At 41.6% G+C, this 23,679-nt stretch carries 25 protein-coding genes and 2 pseudogenes; all 27 read left to right on the top strand.

Features of this window, described 5'->3' with window-relative positions; all coding sequences use genetic code 11:
* Position 1 precedes the first annotated feature (1 nt).
* Positions 2-673 carry a DUF5688 family protein gene (locus DXB43_RS08435; protein WP_117947348.1) on the top strand — a complete coding sequence of 224 codons (672 nt, stop codon included), beginning with the start codon at positions 2-4 and terminating at the stop codon, positions 671-673.
* Positions 674-726: 53 nt separating this feature from the next.
* A complete protein-coding gene (locus tag DXB43_RS08430) occupies positions 727-981 on the top strand; it encodes a DUF6103 family protein (RefSeq protein ID WP_015519964.1) in 255 nt (84 codons plus the stop codon).
* Positions 982-995: 14 nt separating this feature from the next.
* Positions 996-1,358 (top strand): DUF3846 domain-containing protein, encoded by a 363-nt coding sequence (locus DXB43_RS08425; RefSeq protein WP_007884345.1) that lies wholly within the window; start codon positions 996-998, stop codon positions 1,356-1,358.
* Between the two features lie 501 nt (positions 1,359-1,859).
* Positions 1,860-2,498 (top strand): DNA cytosine methyltransferase, encoded by a 639-nt coding sequence (locus DXB43_RS08420; protein WP_006857340.1) that lies wholly within the window; start codon positions 1,860-1,862, stop codon positions 2,496-2,498.
* Position 2,499: 1 nt separating this feature from the next.
* Positions 2,500-3,078 carry a hypothetical protein gene (locus tag DXB43_RS08415; RefSeq protein WP_117947347.1) on the top strand — a complete coding sequence of 193 codons (579 nt, stop codon included), beginning with the start codon at positions 2,500-2,502 and terminating at the stop codon, positions 3,076-3,078.
* 14 nt (positions 3,079-3,092) lie between these two features.
* Positions 3,093-3,497, top strand: a complete 405-nt coding sequence (locus tag DXB43_RS08410; RefSeq protein ID WP_015520842.1) for a hypothetical protein — start codon at positions 3,093-3,095, stop codon at positions 3,495-3,497.
* Positions 3,498-3,560: 63 nt separating this feature from the next.
* The gene (locus tag DXB43_RS08405; RefSeq protein WP_006857303.1) at positions 3,561-3,806 is read left to right on the top strand and encodes a hypothetical protein; all 246 of its coding nucleotides are present in this window, start codon (positions 3,561-3,563) and stop codon (positions 3,804-3,806) included.
* Entirely contained in the window at positions 3,790-4,209 is a 420-nt protein-coding gene (locus DXB43_RS08400) for a PIN domain-containing protein (RefSeq protein ID WP_117947346.1), read from the top strand. Before DXB43_RS08405 ends, DXB43_RS08400 begins: the two co-directional genes overlap by 17 nt.
* Positions 4,210-4,296: 87 nt before the next feature.
* The gene (locus tag DXB43_RS08395; RefSeq protein ID WP_243002223.1) at positions 4,297-5,787 is read left to right on the top strand and encodes a hypothetical protein; all 1,491 of its coding nucleotides are present in this window, start codon (positions 4,297-4,299) and stop codon (positions 5,785-5,787) included.
* 10 nt (positions 5,788-5,797) lie between these two features.
* Positions 5,798-8,602, top strand: coding sequence for a MobP3 family relaxase (mobP3, locus tag DXB43_RS08390; protein ID WP_117947345.1), 2,805 nt, complete (start codon positions 5,798-5,800; stop codon positions 8,600-8,602).
* Between the two features lie 39 nt (positions 8,603-8,641).
* Positions 8,642-10,192 (top strand): DUF3991 and toprim domain-containing protein, encoded by a 1,551-nt coding sequence (locus DXB43_RS08385; RefSeq protein WP_117947344.1) that lies wholly within the window; start codon positions 8,642-8,644, stop codon positions 10,190-10,192.
* The gene (locus tag DXB43_RS08380) at positions 10,177-11,967 is read left to right on the top strand and encodes a VirD4-like conjugal transfer protein, CD1115 family (protein WP_117947343.1); all 1,791 of its coding nucleotides are present in this window, start codon (positions 10,177-10,179) and stop codon (positions 11,965-11,967) included. Before DXB43_RS08385 ends, DXB43_RS08380 begins: the two co-directional genes overlap by 16 nt.
* Positions 11,968-11,975: 8 nt before the next feature.
* A complete protein-coding gene (locus DXB43_RS08375) occupies positions 11,976-12,230 on the top strand; it encodes a helix-turn-helix domain-containing protein (protein WP_117947342.1) in 255 nt (84 codons plus the stop codon).
* A gap of 421 nt (positions 12,231-12,651) precedes the next feature.
* A complete protein-coding gene (locus DXB43_RS08370) occupies positions 12,652-13,359 on the top strand; it encodes a LytR/AlgR family response regulator transcription factor (protein ID WP_242878471.1) in 708 nt (235 codons plus the stop codon).
* Between the two features lies 1 nt (position 13,360).
* The gene (locus tag DXB43_RS08365) at positions 13,361-14,617 is read left to right on the top strand and encodes a sensor histidine kinase (protein WP_117947341.1); all 1,257 of its coding nucleotides are present in this window, start codon (positions 13,361-13,363) and stop codon (positions 14,615-14,617) included.
* A 95-nt stretch (positions 14,618-14,712) separates the two neighbouring features.
* Positions 14,713-15,486 carry a hypothetical protein gene (locus DXB43_RS08360; protein ID WP_117947340.1) on the top strand — a complete coding sequence of 258 codons (774 nt, stop codon included), beginning with the start codon at positions 14,713-14,715 and terminating at the stop codon, positions 15,484-15,486.
* Positions 15,487-15,531: 45 nt separating this feature from the next.
* Entirely contained in the window at positions 15,532-16,059 is a 528-nt protein-coding gene (locus DXB43_RS08355; RefSeq protein WP_117947339.1) for a hypothetical protein, read from the top strand.
* 17 nt (positions 16,060-16,076) lie between these two features.
* Positions 16,077-16,223 carry an AgrD family cyclic lactone autoinducer peptide gene (locus DXB43_RS15780; RefSeq protein ID WP_155177830.1) on the top strand — a complete coding sequence of 49 codons (147 nt, stop codon included), beginning with the start codon at positions 16,077-16,079 and terminating at the stop codon, positions 16,221-16,223.
* A gap of 201 nt (positions 16,224-16,424) precedes the next feature.
* Positions 16,425-16,583: a hypothetical protein gene (locus tag DXB43_RS15115; protein ID WP_155177831.1), complete on the top strand. Its 159-nt coding sequence runs from the start codon at positions 16,425-16,427 to the stop codon at positions 16,581-16,583.
* A 16-nt stretch (positions 16,584-16,599) separates the two neighbouring features.
* On the top strand, positions 16,600-17,427 hold the full coding sequence (locus DXB43_RS08345) for a hypothetical protein (RefSeq protein ID WP_117947338.1): 828 nt from the start codon (positions 16,600-16,602) through the stop codon (positions 17,425-17,427).
* A 213-nt stretch (positions 17,428-17,640) separates the two neighbouring features.
* Positions 17,641-18,141 carry a hypothetical protein gene (locus DXB43_RS15460; RefSeq protein WP_243006664.1) on the top strand — a complete coding sequence of 167 codons (501 nt, stop codon included), beginning with the start codon at positions 17,641-17,643 and terminating at the stop codon, positions 18,139-18,141.
* A 53-nt stretch (positions 18,142-18,194) separates the two neighbouring features.
* Positions 18,195-18,863 carry a hypothetical protein gene (locus tag DXB43_RS08335; protein ID WP_117465419.1) on the top strand — a complete coding sequence of 223 codons (669 nt, stop codon included), beginning with the start codon at positions 18,195-18,197 and terminating at the stop codon, positions 18,861-18,863.
* A gap of 42 nt (positions 18,864-18,905) precedes the next feature.
* Positions 18,906-19,573: pseudogene (locus DXB43_RS08330) on the top strand (DUF3879 family protein).
* Between the two features lie 43 nt (positions 19,574-19,616).
* Complete coding sequence (locus DXB43_RS08325; protein WP_117947337.1) at positions 19,617-21,017, top strand: prepilin peptidase dependent protein A; 1,401 nt, start codon at positions 19,617-19,619, stop codon at positions 21,015-21,017.
* A gap of 50 nt (positions 21,018-21,067) precedes the next feature.
* The gene (locus DXB43_RS08320; RefSeq protein WP_117947336.1) at positions 21,068-22,033 is read left to right on the top strand and encodes a hypothetical protein; all 966 of its coding nucleotides are present in this window, start codon (positions 21,068-21,070) and stop codon (positions 22,031-22,033) included.
* A gap of 126 nt (positions 22,034-22,159) precedes the next feature.
* A complete protein-coding gene (locus tag DXB43_RS08315) occupies positions 22,160-23,224 on the top strand; it encodes a hypothetical protein (RefSeq protein ID WP_117947335.1) in 1,065 nt (354 codons plus the stop codon).
* Between the two features lie 137 nt (positions 23,225-23,361).
* Positions 23,362-23,679, top strand: a pseudogene (locus DXB43_RS15710) (HTH domain-containing protein); the annotation flags it as partial.

Here is a 23,679-nt window from a genome sequence, read left to right as displayed (position 1 = left end):
AGTGAACGGATATGAAGAGAAAATAAAAGACTGTCTGTTTCTGGAAGTGTGCAATGCGGCAGGCAGAGAGGAATGGGGCGGACTGGCGCATCAGCAGAAGGAAAACCTCATGCTAGTATGCCGTCTCAGCGGGCATGATGAAAAGTTTCAGAGGGACTGCGGACTTGTCACCAGAGAGCAGATGGAGCATTGGGGGATAGAAGAAGAGGTGCTTTTTCAGGATGCATGGGCAAATATGTTTGCAAAACGTCCGCCGGTCCTTATGGACTTTGAGGATGCCTACGGGCATAACTATGACCAGAATATCCTTTCGATGGAGAAAAAACCGGAGAGAATCTGGAGGACGGATGCCGACTTCTATGTCCTTACTAACAACGTGGACCATGGGGCGGTGTACATGATGGACGAGGCAACGCTGCAGAAATCAGCAGAAAAGCTGGATGGAAATCTGATCGTCCTTCCGGCATCCATCCACGATGTGTATCTCATGGTGGAGCGGGAAGGTCTTGACATGGAACGGCTGAGGAATGGGGTATATGGAGCAAACAGGGCGTTCCCGGAGGCAGACTATCTGTCCGATGAGATTTACCGATATGACAGGGATACGCACAGGCTGTCTGTCATACCGGGGAGCGTGCAGGAAGAGCAGGCAGGAATGGTGCTGTATCAATAGTGTGTTTTTCTGAAAATAATTTCAACTGAGAGTTTAAATTTGGAGGTAAAGTGATGAAACAGGCAGTCGTTACGATCAAATATGATGAGGAAAAGTTAAATGCTGTGAAACAGTATATGGGAAAAAAGGACGCAGATTTTGATGCGGAACTGAAGGAAGTCCTTGGAAAAATGTATGAGAAATATGTGCCGCAGGCGGTCCGTGAATACATTGAAAGCAGAGGGGATGTGCCGCCTGCAATCAAAAAGGCAAACCGCCAGCAGGGAAAAAACAGTGCGGCATCCGGCAGTGCTGCGGAGAATGAGTAGGGAACGGAGGAAGCATGGACAAGATAAAGATTCTGAAAGTAGAGCCGGGGAAACCTCCCTGTGTGAAGGAGATTGCGAATGACTTTAAGGCAAGTCAGGCAGAGGTGGAGGGAGACATTGAGTGCGTTGGTTTTGGAGATGGATGTGTGGCAGTAATCAACGCTGAAGGAAAACTAAATGGAATGCAGCCGAACCGCAGGAATGGTGATGACATCATCTGCGGTCCATTTTTTATCTGTGGGGATAGCCCGGACGGTGATTTCATTTCCCTGACGGAGCAGCAGATCGAGAAATATACCAGACGATTTGGAGAGATTGAGCAGTTTACAGGGCAGGAACCGGAACTGGAGCCACATATGACCATCCTCGCTTTTTAAGAAAGTGACAGGACAATGGAAAGGAAACGGCACAGACACCGCCGTGTGAGCCTGCGTGTGGCAACGTGTGCCGTTATTCTGCAAAACTGGATAAAGTGACCGATTAAACTATATTCTGCCCTGTATGAGCCGATTTGGAGAAAATAACAGAAAACCCGGAGTGCGGAGGCATCCAAGACTCCGAAAATGGGGATGAAACGGGGCTGTAAAACAGGGTCGAAAATAGTGCAGGTTAAAGGGGTTATGCCGCAAAAGAGCGGCTTAACCCGTCAGACACCCACCGGCAGAGCCGTTGGGCAGTTCTAAGCATGGCATAACTTTTTTGGAAGATTCGGAAAGGTTATGCCATTTTTATTTTTGTTACAGTGCAATCAGGCAGTAGAGGCCGGCAGAAGTTATGCCTTTTGCAGAAACAGGAAAAAAGTCTATAGACAGAGGAAAAAGAAGGAGGAAATGAGTAGTCCCATGGGGTGAGGTGCGCACCACTACCAGAATGGGACGATGAAAGTATTGGAATTATTTGCAGGAACAAGGAGCATCGGGAAAGCCTTTGAACAACGGGGACATGAAGTATTCAGTGTGGAATGGTCAAAAGATTTTGAAAACATTGATCTGTATGAGGACATCAGCAAGGTGACGGCGGAGGATATCTTAAAACTTTTTGGAAAACCGGATGTCATCTGGGCGAGTCCTGACTGCGCTACTTTTAGTATTGCAGCGATCAGCCATCACAGAAAAAAGAATCCAGAGACAGGAAGTCTTGAACCGGTCAGTGCATATGCAAAATTCTGTGACAGGGTAGACAAACATGTGCTGGAACTCATTGAGCAGCTACAGCCAAAGTATTATTTTATAGAGAATCCGAGAGGCGGCATGCGCAAGATGGAATGGATGAAGAACCTGCCAAGATATACAGTGACCTATTGCCAGTATGGAGATAACAGAATGAAACCGACTGATATCTGGACGAATCATCCGAACCCTGAATTTCTGCCGATGTGTCATAACGGTGATTCATGCCATGTACCGGCACCGAGGGGAAGCAAGACAGGAACGCAGGGACTGAAAGGTTCGAGGGAGCGCAGTGTGATACCGCAGAAACTGTGTGAGCATATCGTAGATATTTGTGAGGAGGGATGAAATGAATACAAAAGCAATTTATACCGTTCACGAAAACGGAAAGGAACACTATTTCTTTTCGGAACATGCGGGAGGTTTCAGTTACCCTTTTGCAGTAGCTGATTTTCTGCATAGTCTAAAAGGTGTGCTGAATGACCCGATGTCTCCACAAAAAGGATTATGTGCAGCACCAATGCTGGAACAGACGAAAGGCAATTATTTGTTCCCGGAAGAAATAGAGGGAAAAGAATTGTTTACTGCGGTTAAAAAAGAGCAGATGTTTCAACTTGCAGTGAAAGAACAGGCATCATTTGGAATTGAAATCGATATGGAACAGGATACGGTATCATTCCATTTCCGGGAGGGAGAGGAAGAACTGCAGGAATTTTGTGACATAGGATTTCCAAGGCATGGAGAAAGGGGAGAGTATAGTGGTGAAACCTTTTATTATGCTGCGGATAATCTGAGAGTCAAAAATATGATGGACGGAATTGAAATGTCGATCAGTGCGGAAAACGAAGAAGCATACAGGAGCATGATATTAAAGGCTGTGCAGAAACAAACTGAGGAGCAGAGTACAGGAATGAGCCAGCAGATGTAAGGAGATGGAGGAGAATGGAAAAAGTCAGAAAAGCATTTTACGTTGAAGAAGAACTGCTGGGGCAGGTAGATGCCCTGTTACCACAGGCAGATGTGCGTTCACGAAATGAATTTGTCAATCAGGCACTGCGGTTTTATATCGGATATCTCACTTCGGAAAAAATAGAAAATTATATGCTGACAACCATCTCCTCTGTCATGCATGCAACGGTAAAGGACAGCGAGAACCGCATGGCTCGTGCAATGTATAAACTTGCAGTGGAAACTTCCAAGCTGTCCCATGTGATCGCATACAGCCATGGTGTGGATGAGCAGGCACTCGGAAAGCTGCAGGCGAAGTGTGCAGAAGAGGTGAAACGGATCAATGGAGCAGTGAGGTTTGAGGAGGCATATCAATATCAGCAGGGGGATCGTTTTTAAGAAATAATTTATTGAAATGCGGTAAGACTTACAGTATGATAAAAGAAAAGGAAGGAGTGGTACATGATGACACAGATGAAGGAACGGGCAGTTGAATTGATAGAACGTATTCCAGATGAAAAAATGTTTTATGTGATTAATATTCTTCAGAATCTTGAGGAAATGTCATCCAACAGACCTGCAGATAAGAAACAGGCAATGGAAGCACTCCAGAATGTGCTGAAGTTCAGCGGAAGATTACCAGAAGATTTTGACGCAGACAAGGAATTACAGGAGGCAAGGGAGGAAAAGTATGGTAATATTGGTTGACACAAATATTATTATAGATGCACTTGCCAATCGGGAACCATATGCTGATGATGCAAAAAGAATTATGGAAAAATGTGCGGCAAGGGAAATAACAGGAATACTTGCGGCACATAGCATACCAAACTTGTTTTATATTCTTAGAAAAAATTTCAGTCAGGAAGAAAGAAGATTTCTTCTGAAAAATTTATGTGAGATATTTCAGATTTCTGACTTGAATGAAAAGAAGATAGTAGCTGCATTGGAAAACAATGCATTTTCAGATTTTGAAGATGGTCTGCAGGAAGAATGTGCAGTTGAGTCTATGGCAGATTATATTGTTACACGAAATCCGGCTGATTTTAAGCATTCAAGAGTAAAAGTAATTCTCCCAGATGAGTTGTTGAGAAAGTTAGAAAAAAATTAATTATCAGAAGGGAATACAGGACCATTACTTCGGTAGTGGTCTTTTCTGTACTCTTAAAAGCTGTGAATTTATGAGGAGGAAACATAGTTGAAAGATTTTGAAGGGTTCATTAAGAACTATGCTACCAGAGATTTTATCTATTTTTTTGCAGAAAAATCTATTGAAATATATAAAAATCAAGTAGAAAAATTAGATGAACATTTGGTATGTAATATTACATTTCCTTTAAACATTATTCAGCATGGTTTTATACATAAGCAGGCAAAAGTCATGTTATCGGCATGGGATATTCCAAACATGGCATATCTTTCTATCACGAATTCCAATGATTACAGAAATGATATTATGACAGAACAATTAGCAGGAAGAGTGGTCAACCTGTATCGTGGGTATGAAAATAAGCATTCAGGAAGTGAATATATTGGAAATAATGGACTGCCTAGTATATTCAAATATTTGATGGGAATGTCATATGAACAATTTAAATACGCAAATCCGGCATGGATATATCAGAACTATAACCGCAATTACCATATGCTGATCGGTTCGCCTAATATTAACAGGGAAAAAATAGTTGATATCAATGTGATTACAAACGAATTATTTGGACTTACAGCAGAGGAATTGTTAGCAGTAGAATGGATTATCTGGTGGCTGTGTTCTATTCATCCAGATCCATTAAGCGCACCGGAAGAGTTATATAGAAAAAAAGAAAATAGCATCCTGACAAAGAAAAATCTGGAGCGGGTTATAAGTTATTATTCTGTGACCTATGAACAGGTGAGAAACTCATCATTGCGAAAACAGATTTTCTACAACAAACCATTTGTGATTACGCAAAAGACGAAAGAAACGATTGCAGTCAGTTTCTATTTGGTACAGATGATGATAGCAGATGGATTGTACTGGCTGATTCGGGATTACTATCACAACAATCATTGGGGAACCAAATTTATAATTGCTTTTGGAGAGATGTTTGAGGATTACTTTGAAGAACTGGCAGGTTTATATCTGCCCAAGAATTCATGGCATAAGATTCCAGAGGAAAGAAAAAAGAGTGCTGATTATTATGTTGAAGTGGATGAAGCGGTATTTTTGTTTGAATTAAAATCAGGATTACTTGGACTGGGAGCAAAACAGCAGGTGCCGGATGTTGGGCAGATTGATATATTTTATAACAGGAACATAAAAGAGGCATATGAGCAGTTGAAGGCATCAGAGCAGGAATATAAAGGAGAGAAACCTGTAATAAAGGTTTTTCTTTTGTATGAGAGTATGACAAATACACAGATGATAGTCGGCTCATTGCCGGAAATATTTGAGCAAGATCCAAGATGTTATATTATGACAATAGATGATCTGGAGATGCTTCTGGCAACCTATAAAAAGGATAAAAGCAGATTTGATGATGTTGTGAAAGCACTTGTTGGAAATAAAAGAGATGGCAACGACTATAAGAGTGTTCTGGAAATATTGAATATATATCAGGCAGTTGGCGATATGCACTTTATTGGAGAAAGAGATTATTTCAATAAAATAGCAGAAAAGCTGAAAAAGGAATTAGGGACAGACCAATAAGGAGGACACCATGCCAAAACTTATCCTACGCTGCAACTACCTCAAAAACTCCCCGCCCGCACACCTTGCTAATTACATCAATTACATCGGCACCCGTGAGGGCGTGGAGAAGGTAGGCAGCACGACATCTTCACTGCCAGCCACCGACCGGCAGAAAAGTCTGATTGAAGATATTCTGGCAAAGATTCCCGATGCGAACCGGATGCATGAGTATCACGATTATATCCAAAGACCAACCAGAGAAAATGCATCGGAGTTTATTACGCAGGCGTTGGAAAATAACCTTGACATCATAGCGAAAAAGAAAAATTATATGGATTATCTGGCAAACAGACCGGGAGTAGAAATCATAGGTACTCACGGTCTGTTTTCAAATGAGGGAGAACCAGTGGTGCTGTCCCGTGTGGCAGAAGAGGTGGCAAATCATCCCGGTGTGATCTGGACGAATGTCATCAGCCTGCGGAGGGAGGATGCCGAGCGGTTAGGCTATGACAGTGCCGCCCAGTGGCAGGCACTGTTGAGGAGCAGGGTGCAGTTGCTGTGTGAGAATTGTAAGATAGACAGCCGGAACCTGAAATGGTATGCGGCATTCCACAATGAATCCCATCATCCCCATGTGCATCTGGTGGTCTATTCTTCTGATCCGTCCGAGGGATACTTGACGGCAAAGGGAATTGATGCCATGCGTTCTGCATACGCACATGATATTTTCCGGCAGGAGTTTCTAAGCATCTATGAGAAGGCAACCGAACAGAGAAACCAGTTAAAAGAGCAGGCAGAAAAAAGTCTGCTTTTTTTGTTGCAGCAAATGCAGGAGGGAGTCTGTCATAATCTCAAGATTGCAGAGCAGATGCAGCTTTTATCCAGACGGTTAAAAAATACCGGAGGGAAAAAGGTATATGGATACTTAAAGGCAGATGTGAAGGCCATCGTAAATGACATTGTAGATGAACTGGCAAAGGAAGAGCGTGTGGCAGAATGCTATCAGGCATGGCAAAAAAGCAGGGAGGAGATACAGCATTACTATAAAGATTCGGAAATAGAGAGGATACCGCTGTCACAGCAGAAGGAGCTAAAGAGCGTTAAAAATATGGTCATCCGTGAGGCAGTCCGTTTTGGAGAAGGGTATCTGTATCTGGAAGAAGCGGAAACGGGAATGGAACGGCTGGAAGAGATATCTGAACAGCAGACAGAAAGCCTTGCCACATTGCAGGGGGAGGACATGCCGGATATCCTGCCTGGACAGATGGAGGAGCAGGAACCAGACAGGCAGGAAGAAGAGCATGGGGAATCCGCTTCTTATTTTGCCAGATGGACGGACCGGTATAAAGAAGCGAGGGAATATCTCTACGGCACAATGGAAAAAGAACCGGATGAGGAGGCAGCCCATGAGATTATGCTGGAAGAGGCAGAGCAGGGAAATGCGTATGCCATGCACGACATGGGAAAGATTTATGCGCAGGGCATTGGCTGTGAGGCAGATAAAGAAATGGCAGATGTGTGGTACAAAAAAGCATTAGCGGCAATGCATTATGTAGAGCAGAAGAAAAGAAATACCTATCTGGAATACCGCATCGGAAAAATGTATCAGTACGGACTTGGCACAGACGAGAATCTGGAACAGGCAGCGGAGTGGTTTTCCAAGGCGGCAGCAAAGGAACATAAGTATGCGCTCTATTCCCTTGGCATGCTCTATCTGCAGGGGAAAGGAGTGGAGCAGGATGAGGAAACCGCATATAGTCTGCTGTTCCGTTCTTACAGCAAGGGAAATCCCTATGCGGCGTATGAACTTGGAAAACTGTATGAGACAGGATGCGGAACAGAGAAAAATCAGGAAAAGTCGGAAAATTGTTATCGTGCAGCCTTTCTAGGTTTTCTGAATCTTGAGAAAAGATCAAAGGATGATACGCTCTGGTATCGTATCGGCTGCATGTATCTGCATGGGATCGGGACAGAGGCAGACGAAACGAAAGCGGAACATTATCTGACAAAGGCATCTGATTATGGCAACACCCATGCCTCCTATCAGCTTGCCAGACTCTATATCAGACAGGAGAGCCAAAAGTTAAGCGGGGAGTCTGGGACAGAGCTGGATGTTGAAAAGATTGCAAAAGCGGTAAAGTGGCTGGAAGAATCAGCCGCACAGGAAAATCCGTTTGCGGATTATGCAATCGGACGGTTGTACAGGGAAGGCACACTGGTAGCAGAGGACATGGAAAAAGCAGTGTTCCACCTGAAACGTGCCACAGATGCCAGAAACAGCTATGCACAGTATCAGCTTGGGAAAATATATCTGGAAGAGGACACTAAAAACATTCCGGCAGCCATACAGTATCTGACACTGGCTGCGAAACAGAAAAATCAATTTGCAGCATACAGGTTAGGGAAACTTTATCTTGCCGGAGAAGAACTGCCAAAGAACACGGAACTGGCACTGCATTATCTGAAGATGGCGGCAGACACCGGAAACCAGTATGCACAATATGCCCTTGGGAAAGTGTATCTGATCGGAAAGGATGTCCAGCAGGACAAGGAACTGGCATACGATTATTTTTTAAAATCCGCAGAGCAGGGAAATATTTATGCAGCGTATTTTTTAGAACACTGGAATGATATGCCACACCCCGATCTGTTCTTAATGGCAACAAGGCTCATGCGGCATCTGGAACATATCATCGAAGAGAATGTGGCTGGAAGAAAGAGTGGAGGACGCAGGCAGGGGATTGACAGAAAGCTGGCACGAAAAATCCGGCAGAAGAAGATTGCACAGGGACATGCCGTGGATGACCATGAGAACATGGTACAGACACAGTGATCACTGGAGGAGTGGTAGAAATGATGAGAGGAGGTACGATTGGGAGATTTTATTTACTTTACAGAGGAACAGAAGGAGCGTGCCAATGCAGTACATATTGCGGACATCCTTCGCCGGGAGCATGAGGAGGTGGAGCGTTCCGGGAATGAATGGCGCTGGAAACGGCACAGGAGTGTGACTTTCCGGGGGAGCAGTTGGTATCGCCACAGCAGACAGGTTGGAAGCCATGCCATTGATTTCATGCAGGAATTCTTTGGGATGTCCTACCCGGAGGCGGTAAGCTACCTGCTGGATGGAGAACAGGGGCAGCTTATTGAACGGGGAAAAGGACAGGAGACAAAAAGAAAACCGGGAAGAGCGGAGAAAGGACGGCAGTCTGTAGAAAAAGAACAGACAGAGGAAAGAAAAGAACCGAAAGAGCCAAAGGAACTGAAACTGCCGGAGAAAAATCCGACCATGAAGAGAGTCTATGCATATCTTCTGCAGAAACGTCATATTGACAGGGAAATCCTCTCGTATTTTGCGAAGGCAGGAACCATATATGAATCTGCGGAGCATCACAACATTGTATTTGCCGGACTGGACAGCGAGGGGAAAATCCGGCATATCCATGTGAAGGGGAGCTGTTCTGACGGCAGGAGTTTCCGGCTGAATCAGGAAGGCTCGGAAGCTGCCTACGGATTTGGATACAGGGGAACCGGGAACAGACTGTATGTGTTTGAGGCACCCATTGACCTGTTATCATTTCTGTCCTTGTATCCAGAGAACTGGCAGGGGAACAGTTATATCACCTTAAACGGTGTGGCAGAGCATGCCATGCTGCAGGCATTGAAAGACAATCCCAGACTGGATACGGTTGTGCTGTGCCTTGACCATGATCCGGCAGGCATAGAGGCGTGTGGCAGACTGGCAGAGATTCTGGTACGCAATGGATATGGTGCGGTAAAGAGGTTACAGTCAGCCTGCAAAGACTGGAATGAGGATTTAAAAGGCAGATATGGTGAGGAAACAATTCCGGCACAGGAGCATCCGAGAGTCATGGAATGCAGGGCATGGACAGAGGTGCTGAAAGAAGTGACGGAATCCATCAACATCAAGTATGCCAACAGAAGTTATATCTGCCGTTATTATCAGGATATTTATAATGAACTGAAAAAGGGCAGGGGCAGGGAACAGCTTATGGATGCCTTTGACGGACCGGGGATGCTTTTGACCGGAGTGCTTGTGCGGTGCATGGAAAAAGAGGGAATCGCACTTGGCAGGGAAACTAGTGCAGACCAGATACTGGAAAATCTGTCAAAGCGTTATCAGCCGCATAAAGACAAGGGAAACTTCAACACCCGCATCCGGCAGATGCAGGCAGCCTTTGAAGAAACACTGGAGGTGTTCGATACAAAAGACTTAGAACAAAAAGAAGATCAGGAACTGCTTGCCAGAAAATGTATGAGCCTTGCGATGGAATGCATCCGGGCTCATATTTTTGTTGCCATCGACTGCGGGGAAGAGCAGATGAAGCCGGCAAAACAGACTGTGAAGGAACAGAAAATGGAACATCAGGAGGGAGGAATGATGCTATGCAGCCAGTCGTGATGCTGGTGATCGCAGGGGTGGCAATGTTTTCCGTGATTGGAGGCGTGTCACTTCTGTCACACTATTATACATTAAACGGAATCAAGAGCAGGACTGTCGGGGACGGTCAGCATGGAACGGCGAGATTTGCCACGAAAAAGGAAATCGCAGAAACCTATGTGCAGGTGCCCTATGAACCGGAGCTGTGGCGCAGGGGTGAGAACCTGCCGGCTGCACAGGGACTGGTACTCGGCAGCATGGAGCGGGCAGGAAAACTATACGCACTGGTGGATACCGGGGATGTGCATTGCCTGATGATTGGCGCGGCAGGAGTCGGAAAGACCGCACATTTTCTGTATCCCAACATTGAATATGCCTGTGCCTGTGGAATGAGTTTCCTGACCACGGATACAAAGGGAGACTTATACCGCAACTATGCAGGCATTGCAAAAAAATACTATGGCTACCATACGGCAGTCATCGATCTCCGTAATCCGACCAGAAGCGATGGTGACAATATGCTCCATCTGGTCAACAAATACATGGATGAGTATCTTGCAGACCATACGGACTTGAGTGCCAAGGCAAAAGCAGAAAAGTATGCAAAGATCACGGCAAAGACCATTATCTCCTCCGGTGGTACGGACAGTTCCAGCTATGGACAGAATGCATTTTTCTATGATGCGGCAGAAGGCGTGCTGACGGCTGCCATCCTGCTCATTGCGGAATTCTGCCCGGATGGAAAGAGGCATATCATCAGCGTGTTCAAACTGATACAGGATTTACTTGCACCATCCAAAGTGAAAGGGAAAAACCAGTTCCAGCTACTTCTGGCGAAACTCCCGGATACCCACAAGGCGAAATGGTTTGCAGGGGCAGCCTTAAATACAGCAGAGCAGTCCATGCAGTCGGTTCTCTCCACAGCACTATCCAGACTGAATGCTTTTCTGGATTCCGAGCTGGAGCAGATACTCTGTTTTGATACCGCTATTGATGCAGAGCTTTTCTGTAAACAAAAGATGGCGGTGTTTCTGGTCATGCCGGAGGAGGACAATACAAAGTATTTTATTATTTCTCTGATCTTACAGCAGCTCTACCGGGAAATCCTCGTGGTGGCAGACGAGAACGGAGGAAAGCTGGACAACCGTGTAGTTTTCTATTGGGATGAGGTCGGAACGATTCCGAAGATTGAAAGTGCAGAGATGATGTTCTCAGCGTCCCGATCCAGAAGGGTGAGTATCGTACCCATGATTCAGTCCTTTGCCCAGCTTAATAAGAATTATGGGAAAGAGGGCGCAGAAATCATTATTGATAACTGTCAGGATACCATCTTCGGTGGGTTCGCACCGAACTCGGAGTCAGCGGAAGTGCTCTCCAAGAGCCTGGGCAGCAAAACTGTCATGTCCGGTTCCATCAGCCGGGGAAAGAATGATCCGAGCCAGTCCCTTCAGATGATCCAAAGACCACTCATGACAGCGGATGAATTGAAGTCACTGCCAAAAGGAAACTTTATCGTATCAAAGACCGGGACTCACCCTATGCGGACAAAACTGAAACTGTTCTTAAAATGGGGCATCACATTTGAAGAACCCTATGAGAGCGAAGAAAAATCTGCAAGAAAGGTAGCATACGCAGACAAGCAGGAGATTGAAGAGGAGATCATACGGAGATATATGTGCTGCATGGAAGAACCAGACGAGACACCTGCAGAAACGGCAAGGACAGGAGGGATGCAGCAGACACCGCTGACGGACACCATGAAAAAGCTGCGGCAGACCTTACGGACGGAAGATTAGGAGGCAGGGTGACTAGGAAAGAAATTTATGAAACAGAGCTGCCACACAGGGCGGTGGCGGTCTATCTGTATCTGGAGACTCGTGCGGACAGGGAGAGGACATGCTATCCGGCAATCGGTACCATTGCCAGAGAGCTGCACCTGTCTGTAAGTACGGTCAAGCGTGCAATCCGCGATCTGGAGTGTGCAGGATTTATACAGAAAAAGCAGAGATGGCGTGAAAATGGAGGAAAGAGCAGCCTGCTCTATGAAATCATAAAATAGGCACAAAGGGATTACTGCGCCGGTCAGGTGGACTATGGTATGGTTCACCGTGGCCTGTGCAGGGAACTTTTCACTTTAAGGGGGAAGGACAGAGAAAAGAAAATACAGTTGGCGATATGAAACATCAATATTTTTTTGGAAAAAACTAAGAATTGAAGTATTATCAGATGGATCATGTGGGGGATTCATAAAGTAGTGGTATCAACATGACGATATAGAAAATGCAGGGAAGCATTGTATTTCAAAGAGTTTGAGATACAGTGCTTCTGCGTTTCTATAGGAGATAGTCGTTCTATGCGAAAAATAGTCATTTGATGCGGAGAATGATCGAGCGGAAGATTTGTTTGATATAATAAAGAGTGCTAGGTGAGACTTGTATGGTTTACAGGCATGAGAGAAATCAAAGACAGGAATGAAAAATATGAACATTATTATTTGTGATGACAGGATAGATGACAGAAAAAATCTATCAGATTTGCTGTCAGACTATGGTGAAAAAAAGAATTATGAGTTTGCTATTACAGAATATGATTCTGGAGAACAGTTATGCGAAGAACAATCGGCTTTGGAAGCGTGTCAGATATTATTTCTGGACATCAATATGCAGGGGATGGATGGGCTGAAAACAGCTATGAGGATTAAAGAAAAATATCCAAAACTTCCGGTTGTGCTGGTGACGGCATACATGAATTACGCACTGGATGGATATAAGGTGAAAGCAAGCCGTTTTCTGCTGAAAGATAACCTTGCAGATACTATAGAAGAATGTATGGATGATTTGATAGCAGAAATTAATAAAAACCGTAGGATTCTCGAATTTCGTTTTGTGGAAGGAACGATAAAACTTTATGCAGATGACATCATTTATATAGAAACAGAGCTTCACAAAAATGTATTTTATACAGAAAAAGGGACATTTCAGATTTATAAAAAACTGGATGAACTAGAAAATGAATTCAAGGATATGGGATTCGTGCGGGCACATCTAAGTTTTCTTGTAAATATGAGGTACATCACAAAAATCAGCGGTTATGTGATGACACTTACCACGGGAAAAAAGATTCCGGTTCCCAAGGCACGATATGCACAGGTAAAGAGGGAATATATGCTGTATAAGGGAGAAGAATAACATGACATTCTGGGTATTGACATTTATTGCGGAAATGCTGGAAGTAAAAGGAACGCTATACTTTTTTGATACTTTTATGGAAAAAAGAGATGGCGGATATAGGAACAGATATAGATTTTTTGTTTATTGCGGAGTGCTTTATCTGGTAGCAGTCACAGGGGCATGGATCGGAATGTTAAAATGTATCCCGATTATACTGGTTATGTCTTTCCTGAATCTGGCTTATTATGAAGTTTCCTTCCGGCAGAGTTTTTTGTTTTCAATCATCAACTATACAATGCTTGTATTGATTGATTATGTGACTGTTTTGCTGGGAAGAGGAGGTTCAATCCAAGAAAAATGGTTTTTACAGGCACTGATATCAAAGACGGTTTTTATCATTCTGATGTTGTTTATCAGAAGATTTAGCAAGACAAGAAAAAGCTGCGGTCTGATTACAGGAAAAGAATGGTTACAGTTTTTCTGTGTTCCTGTATTTACGGTGGTCGGTTTCATTCTTATGTTTTATTCAGAAAACGATGATATGCAGAATGTATTTTTATTTCTTTCGGTGGGACTGGTTGCGATTAACCTTATCCTTATGGAGTTCATGCAGAATACCATTGAAAAAGAAGAGAGAATAAAAATTGCGGTACTTACGGAACAAAATCAGAAAAATCGTATTGCAAATTATCAGGACCGGGAAGAAATCTATGAGCGTCAGCGAAGAAAAATGCACGATTATAAAAATCAGCTTTCCACAATCCAGACATTGATAAAGAATGGACACACAGATGAGGCACTTTCATTTACGCAGAAGCTGACAGAGAGCATAGCTGTCGAGATGTCGGCAATCAACACAAATCATCCGGTGGTCAATGCTGTTTTAAACCAGAAGTACCGCAGCATGCAGGAGAAACACATAGCGGTTATCCTGAAAGTAGGGGATCTGCAGGAGATTTGTCTGGAAGAGGAAGAGATTGTGATTCTGCTTTCCAATTTATTGGATAATGCAATCCGGGAGAGTGAAAAGGTACTGAAAAATACTGGAAAAGCGGTCATTCATCTGAAATTAGAGTGCGAAGAACATAAACTGATATTTGCGGTAAGAAATCCGGTGACAGAAAAGGTGGAAATTGAAAATGATACGATAAAGAGCAAAAGAGGGGATCATCACGGTATTGGATTGTTAAATGTAAAAGCAGTTGTGGATAAATATGGCGGTGATATGGTGCTTTCCTGCGATGAAAATGAATTTAAGGCAGTGGTCATCTTGTAAAGAGATGGTCTTTGTGTGCGTAATATGGTCGTTTGATGATATGGGACTAGGAGAACAGGTTATTTTATCCGATAAAGAAAGCAAAGGAGGTTACTATGAGTAATGCAATTAATGTGAACTATATGACACGGGCTTACAATCAGTACCAACAGAAAAATGCGGCTAAAGATCAGGAGAAGGAAGATACAAGGTTTGCGGATAGTGTAAGAGAAAAGAGCGAAGCTAGTGGAAGTATAGTGGGCAATTCAAAAATAGGTTCTGTGTCTGCTAAAGATATGACGATGGTGGAATACAAGCAGTACATTTACAATAAAATATCTCAAATTCCAATGCACCCCACAAGAGCAGGCGAGTCAATATCTGTTACAATTTCAGAGGCGGGTTTTGAAGCAATGAAGAATGATCCAGAGTATGAAGCATGGGTATTAAATGATTTGCAAGTGGGTTGGTCACAACCAGATAAATGGTCCGGTATATGCGGAGGAGCGTTTTCTACAATATATTATGGAGCATCAAAAGAAGAATGTCATGCTGAGATGTGGAGTGCTGGTTATAACAATGGGAATGGTGGGAAGATTTTTAATGATAAGTCAAAAAATAGTTTTTGGGAGCGCAGAATAGAAAATAAAAAGAGAATAGAAAATCAGGTAAAGAAACAACAGGAAAAAAAGCGGATTCAGAAAAAACAAGCGGAAAGAACAGCTTATGAAGAATATGCGCAAAATAAAAGGTTATCTGCTCAGGATGCCAGAACTCGATTGGTGGCTGAGAGTAGTTCGTCTGCTAAGACTGTCACAATAAGTCAGGCAGTAGCTTCTTATGAGGCAAATTTTACAATGGCAGTAAGCGTATCGAACAAAACCCAATAGCCTGCAAATAAAAAATCAAGGCTAAATAGAAAGGAGAGATGCAGTATGGGAATTAATGGAGTATCATCGTATGCCAATACATACACATACGGAAATGTAAAAAATGAAAATGTAAAGCCATCAAAGAATAGTGAAAAGAATTATTATGCAGGATACACTATGAATTCAGCCAATAAGTTTAAAAATGTATCAGACTATTCAAAGTATTTGACTAACAAGTATAAATGTTTGACTCCATGCAAAAATGCTTCTGTATTGATTGACAGAAGTGTAATGCAAAAGGCATGTGGAGATGAAAAAACTGCGAAATGGCTTGAGGAAAATTTAGCAATTATGCCAGATGTTATACGAAATGCACAGAAGGCGGCAATAAGTCATGGTAGTAAACTGATATCAGTGGAGTTTAAGTTTACGAATAATGGAACCGAAATGACAACCTGTGGCATTTTTGGAGAGACTGGTACGGATTCAGAAATTGACAAATGGCTGGAGAGAATGAAAGAGGATAAAGAAAAAGAAGATAAAAAAACAGAAAATATGATTGCTAAGGTAGGTTTTGATACATATGCATAGTATCAATTTCTATAATTTTGAAGAAAGAAAAGATTACAAACAAGGTATTGAAGGTAGTGGAGAGAATTGCCCGGAATGAAGTGGAAAAAACAGTTCTTGGCAGGACGGCAGAGTGTTCAGCGATTTATCACCAGCCGAAAAGACCGAAGAAAAGGGAAAACTAGGTCAGAATAATGAAATATTTTGTGGAGTGTTGCGGTTGTGATTATCGTAATGGCAAAACAAAAGGAGTAAGATAACTCCAAAAGTGTTATCTTACTCCAATAAATCAATTAAAGGTTACTGCTTGGGCTTCGGATGGAGAGAGCAGGTACGGTTCTGACTGACAGAAGAACCGTGGAAAGGAGTTAATATGGGATTAGGCGTTGAAAATTCAGTTAAATCCGGGCGGGAATCTGACCTATCAGTATTACGCAAGTGATATCCGGGAAATTTTAGCATATAACCGGACACAGCACAAAGATATTATGTCTGAGTTGAATGTACAGTTTGTTATAGCAGACGGTACAATTCAGATAAACTGATTGGAGGAATAGAAGTATGCACATTGGTTTTGGCCAGAATACCGTATCTTCATTGTACGGTCATCAAAAAGGCGATCATATGAAAACTATAGAGCTTTCTCATAAAAAGCATAAGGCAAATGAATCGCAAGAAAAAATGACCGTAACATCCGGCAAGGACGTATGCCGGAGGATAGGGCATTCAGATGAAGCCGATGGGGAAAATCAGGAAAACGCATATATACATGATAGGTTTGCCTTAGACGCTGGTTACGCAAATTATATTAGAGAAACAGTGCCTAAAACTACTTGGTCAAAGGATTATCTTCAAGAATTATGGGATGAAGAGACTAAATATTTAAAGAGTATCCGTGAAAGTAAAAATGGATATGGTTTCGATGATATTGGAATGGGAGCTGCATATGCCTATTCTACTATGTATCAAAAAATTGTAGAAGGATATAGGAATGGAACAAGAGAAGTGTATGTATGCGATAATCCAGAGAGTGGAAAAAGACGTCTGTTGTCAATGGATGAAGAATTGGAAAAGCTAAATAAAGGTTTTGAGGAACTGATAAAATGGGACAAAATGGTTGCCAAAAGTCAAAAGCAAAATGCAGAAAATAAGCAGAAATTTCAGAATACAAAATTGGATGAATCGTTTGATGCCTTTGATATAAATCAGGCATGTGACTATATTCAAGATTCTTATTTAGAGTTCCGTTCACTTTATCTGGAGCAATATGAAAGAACGGGAGGAAATATAGATATAAAGTCTTTGTTTTCTTCTGTTTTAAGAAGCGGAAATCAGGATATGCATAAATATTGTGAATTTCTGTTTGAAAAAATTGGTTTTATTGTTTAATGCGGGTATTAAAATGTTTGAGAAATATTGAAATAATAAGGAAAAAGCAAGGGAGGGCAGTGGACTATGAACATTTTAAATAAACAGGTTGATTCCATCTATGACCGACAGAAAAATTTATATAGTAAATATCCGCATTATAGCTAACAGAATGCAGAAAGTAAAAAGGTATGCGAACAAGAAAAAATCACAGCAACATCTGGAAAGGATGTATTGGGTATCACAAAAGGATATAAAGAAAATTCTTATATTGTGCATTTCTCTGATTCTGCAATGGTCAGCAGGGCAGTTGCAAGAGGATATGTTACGGTCAATGGTAAAGAGGTGGAATTGACGGAAGATACCAAGCAGCAGTTGTTAAAGACAGACAAAGAAGCCAGCACCGCAAGGGAAAAGGCATATCAGGATTATGTTATGCAGCATGAGATGGCGGTTGCAAAGCAACAGAGTGAAGCGTGGAGAAAAGCGTTAGATGGAGTGCCGGATAGTTTAAGAATGTTGTTGGAAATAAATAATACTGAAAATGTGCCGGAATATTCAGAAAAACAAAAAAAGCAATATAACGATGCAATCAAGGCTTATGATCATACCGGTAACGGTGTAAGCTGGTCGCAGTTTGAATGGAAAACTTACGATACGCAGATGACAGTTACATTTGAGGATTCGGTGAAAGTTGAAGGCATTTCGAAAGGAATGAACCTGATAAATGGATAAGCATAATAGAGGTTAAGATATATGCAGAGAAGATAAAAATGTGAGGTGGATTCATGGGAATTTCGATTTCAAATGCAACGAGTTCTGCTATTACAAAATATAGTGTATCGCTGAGAAGTGGAGAACCTGATTGGTCTATGATTCCAAGTGCAGGGAAAAGCAATAAGTCACAGGCAGAGTTTGTCTCTGAGATTAAGGAACTGGCTCAGAGAGCTGCCAACACTACGAGTAAAACGGAATTAGAATCTATTCACAGGCAGAGAACAAGGTTATGTGCAGAATACATATCCGATGTATCCCCTGACAGAAAGGCATTATATCAGCAGGCTAAAAATGCGGTAAAAAGTCAAAATGGTAATCCGAAATGCAAAGGAATCGGAGAATTATCATTGCTCGATTTTCTGGAGAGGGCAGAGGGGAAAAATAACAACCTTGCGCAAAAGAAGTTTGCTCTGGCGGGAGGAGGCACACTGGAATGTCCGATTCTGACAGGCGAAGGATATGGTGCCGACATTTCTTATCAAGGAACAAAAGTGTTGACCTATCTGGGAGATAGTTATGGATGGGGATGCGAAAGAACTCCGGCTGAGCGGGAAAAGGAAAGAGAATTTTACGGAATTTACTTCAATGAATACCATACGCAAAAGAATGCCCAAAGCTCAGAATTGAAAGAACTGCCGAACTATTTGGAAGAGAAAACGTCTTTTGATAGGAAAGCGTAAGGATATAGGTAAGATAACAGGTTTAATATGGGAGGATGTTTTATGTCAAAAATAACGGATTATGCTTTTTGTTTCAAAAATCATTTGGGACATCAGGAGTAAATGCAATAGGCAGTTTTCAGTTGTCCCAGTTGAACAGCAGTTCTGTTAAGTCCAAGTTAAAAGCTGCCGGGATTAACACAAACAGCAAACAATATAAAGCCGCAGTAAAACAAATGATGTCTGCTGGAAATGGTGCAATGTATGGCAATATTCAGGGAATAAAAAATCTGATGAGTCATTATGACAAGGATGGAGATTATATCAACCCTGTAAATGGACTGGCAGGACTTTTAGTGACAGATGAAAATGAAAGTTCGAGAAAAAGGATCATATCAATTCCGGATAGTAGCAAAGAAGAAATGTATGAACTGACAAAAAAAGAGTTCCTGTGTGAAAACGGTGTCCACAATGGAGATACAACAAAACGCACAGACGTATATAACAATTTATATCGTAAAATGTCCAAAAAGGACAGGCTGGCTGCCGGATACACTCTTGAAAAATATGAGAGAATTTACAGACAGGCATTTTATGATGCCGCAAAAAAGGCTGATCCTAACTGGGAAATTGGTAAGCCAATCAAAGATGGCGCATTAGATAGTGTTACAAGAGAAACAGCAGAGTCTGGGAAATCACCTGCACAGGCAACGCTTGATACGAAAATCTGACAAATAGTACATATGGAAAATTGTACGCAAGGAGAATGAAAAGATGGTAATAACCCGCACAGTAGAGATGCATGCGCAGCTTGTGGGATATGATTTTAAGAAAAAAGGTTTACCCACTGATAAAAATATTGCAGTAGAAAATAGTAAAGTTTCCAATGATTATTTCTGGAAAACAAATAAATATACGGATTGGGATGTGTTTGGAAGAACACTGGATCTGACGGCACTTATCAATAAGCCGGACGGATATTTAAAGGGAAGTTTATCGGATACGGAGGATGTGGACTATTACGAATTCAATATTACAGAGTACCGGGCATTAAGTTTCGCGAAGGATACCTATAATAAGGATATTACGATCATTTTAGATCATATACCGGAAGGCTGTGATTATGAGATGGTTTTGTATGATGAGGAAGGCAATCAGGTCGGCATTGGGAAAGAGAATGGAAATGGCGGTCTTAGTATTACCATACCGAACTGGAATTCGGACAACAGAGGTTATACCGTGAAGGTACAGGCAAAGAACGGTTCGACGGTAAACCCGGATGTCGAATATCATCTTTCCTTCCAGACAACGCAGGCGGATAAAAGCCATGGAGCTTATCAGGAAATGGCAGAGGTTCAGAAGTATGAAGGGACAGTCAGGAAGCAGATGCAGGAAGGCTTAACCGATACGGAGGAGATGCGTGCAATTAAGGAAATCCGGCAGAAGTACAAAGCCTATTATACAGAGCAGATGGAGAAACTGCATCAGAAACAGGCAGAAGATGTTATGCAGGGTGGGGCAGTGCCGGATGATGAGCAGATTCATAATTTACTGGAAAAAAAAGCAGCAGGAGGAGAACTGACGGAACAGGAAAATGCTCTTTTAAATATCTTTTGTACTGCAGCAGAGCTGGATCGTGCGAATGCAAGTGCAAAAATGAATACCACAGTAAAAGATAGGATATCTGCTGATCTGCAGGAAGCGGGAATTGATATTTCAGATTCCACGTTTTCCATAAAAATTGGGGCGGATGGTCAGGTAAGTGTGGACGGTATTCAGGATCATGCAATGAAACAGAAGATAGAGAATGTTCTGTCAAAGTATTCGGATGAGCTGATGGATATTTATTTTTGCACGGATTCAAAAATACAGGAGTTGTCAGATAAAGAAAAATATCTGTTGCAAGCTGCGGTGGATGTGGGAAAATTTTTATATAAGGCATCTGGCGGCAGCGTATCGCTTGGAGACCTCTCCGTGGAAAATACAGCGATACATGGTCTGCCGAAAACACTGGATGATCTGTTGAATAATCCAGGCGATAACCTGACCTATCAGGATTATGCAAGCGATATCCGGGAAATTTTAGCATATAACCGGACACAGCACAAAGATATTATGTCCGGGTTGAATGTACAGTTTGTCATAGCAGACGGTACATTTCAGATAAAAGATTAAAGTTTATAATGGAGTATTCAATAAAACCCAAGTGATTGGGAGGGAGAATCATGAGAATAGAGAATGGTTACTTACAACAAAGTATGTTATGCAGTAAAAATAATAGAAATGCAGTAGGAAATTTTTCTGATACAATGAATAAAGCCCAAGAGTGTATAAGTAATAAGATTAGCACAAGGGATTCCTATGTAAACAGTACAGATTATAGTAACTTTGGAATTTATACAAAAAATAGCATATCTCAAGATGTTGAATTACCAATAGAAACAGAAAGATATAAAATCGAAGATGCTACATATGTAAATGGAGTAGCAGCATATGAGATTGTAGATAAGCAGGCAGGAAAAGATTTTTATATAAGAGAAGATCAATTAGCAATTCAAAGAGATGAGAAAACAGGAATGGAGTTCCTGATTAATATGGATCAGCCATTTTCGTATAATGTAACCATGACAAGTGAACTGAAAAATCTTTTGAATGATTTGTCTGACAAAAGAAATATTGATATAAAGGAAATACCGCTACAGGGGGGATTGGTAGTAAACCGTGATTCAAAGACAGGGTTAAATTATTTGTCGATAAAAGGAAATGAGGCACAAGGAGTTTCGGTAATCATAACATCCGATAAAGATATAGAAACGCTGAATAAATTAGCCGATGAATTTCAAAAATATCCGGTAAGTTCGCAACGGTCTACGGCAGGATTATATGCTTTACTTGAGATATCAGGAAATCTGAAACGCGAAAAAGATGGTTTTACATTTTTGACTCCTAATGGAATTACATATATTCCGTATGATGGTGATTTCAGCAAAGCATGGGAAATTGATATGCCGGGTTCCTGTTATGCTACTGCCAGAAAATGTTTGGCGGCAGAAAATGATTGTGCAGACATAAGTGCATGGACAAAAAATTTGAAAGGAATAAAGATATATTATGGTGATAATTATGGCACCACTCAGACAAATAATGTATATAAAGTTGATGATTTAGGCAGATATTATATGTTTGCATAAGATATATATACAAGTATGAAACTATAAAAATATAGTATGTTTTATGTGGTAAAAATATTGTATTTATGAGACTTTTGGTATTTCACAAATACCTAAGAAAAAATAAAGTAGAGGAGAGTGTATATTATGAATATTGATTACAGTCAGTTTTACAGAGGAACAACGAATATTCCCTCATATGGGAATGGTATATATAAGAAAGACACCCTTGTAAAGTATGAATTTAACACTACAGATGAACATGGCAATAAGATTATGGACAAGATGTCAAGGGAAGAAACCCTGCAGGCGATGAAGGACATCGGTTCGCAGTATGGAGATGCGGTTATTGTTGAATTTTCGGGAGATGGAATGGCTGCACTTGTGGAAAACAAGAAAGGTATAGTGGATGCCAATGTAACACAGGAGCAGCGGGAATCAATGGAGGCGAGAAATGCAGCGTTCCAAAAAGAAATTACGCAGGTTGATAACTCCCTAGAACTTCCGGCATATTCCGGAATGTATGGTGCAGACAAGGCGGTTGCATCTGCGGTGGAGAACTGCAGCAAAGAGGAACAGGGATTTGTGTATGATATCATCCGTCAGAATTTCCTTGTTGGAAATACTGGCTCTATGACAGAGGAAGAACGGCAGGCAAATATTTCACTTGGTATGAAAAAAGCGGAATATGCGGCAGAGAATTTTATCCCGGAAGATAGCAGAAAACCATTTTTGGAAGCAATGGAGTCTATCGCAAAGCTTGCGAGCGCAGGAAAAGCTGACAATAACGGAAATATGGACTATGGAGTAGGGAAAGGTACATATCTTGGACATGGTAGCAATATTGTAAAGACTACAAATGCGCTTGATATGATGAGGACGATGGACGGCAGTGCATACACGGAATATCAGAAGATTAGTAAAGAAAGCAGCAATGAGGACAGACAGCTTAATGCATTAAAATACCTTACAAATTGGTATGAAGGGGCAGTGAAAAAGAATCCTTCGATGGTTGATAATTACGAAAAGCAGTCGGAGGAATATGTGGAGAAAAATGTAAAAGATCAGAAGCTGGATGCAACTTTTTCAGATATAAAGACAGAAAATAAAGCGGCTTTTTTTGAAAGTCTGAAAGTGTTCCAGAATAATAATCCTAATTTTCTCTCATCTATCATAAATCGGGAGCTGGCATCTAAATTTTGGAGCATTTGATAAACGTAGATTGGAAAAGTTATAATTGCTCGGAAAATGGAAGATAACAACAATAAAGTGTAGAGTGTGCCTTTCACATAGGGACACTTGTTACACGCAATATTGTAAATGATACAAGTGGAGATTAAGGCACAAATATGATAAAAACAAAAAATATTTCAGAAATGTTGACTTCTTTAATTGAGGAGTATCGTTTTAATAAAAATACTCTTTCAAAATATTTAGAAATAACTGAAGAAACAGTAGATTGAGTAGTAATGGGCAATGTGGAATGTTTGCCAGATGATCCTGTATTGCGTCTTAAAATACTTAGTAAAGCAGGATTTCTGTATTTTGGAGCGATTGAAGATAAGGATAGGCAATTAAGCGGTTTTTTGGAAGTGCTTGTTTCTTATCATGGCATATCCAAGCTAACGATAGCAAAAATGGCTGGTGTTGAGGAAAATGATATTGAC

It is taken from the genome of Roseburia sp. OM04-10BH, assembly GCF_003462605.1.
GTDB lineage: Bacteria > Bacillota > Clostridia > Lachnospirales > Lachnospiraceae > Roseburia_C > Roseburia_C amylophila.
Note: the sequence above shows the minus strand (reverse complement) of the source record. Positions and strands in the feature narration are given on the sequence as shown.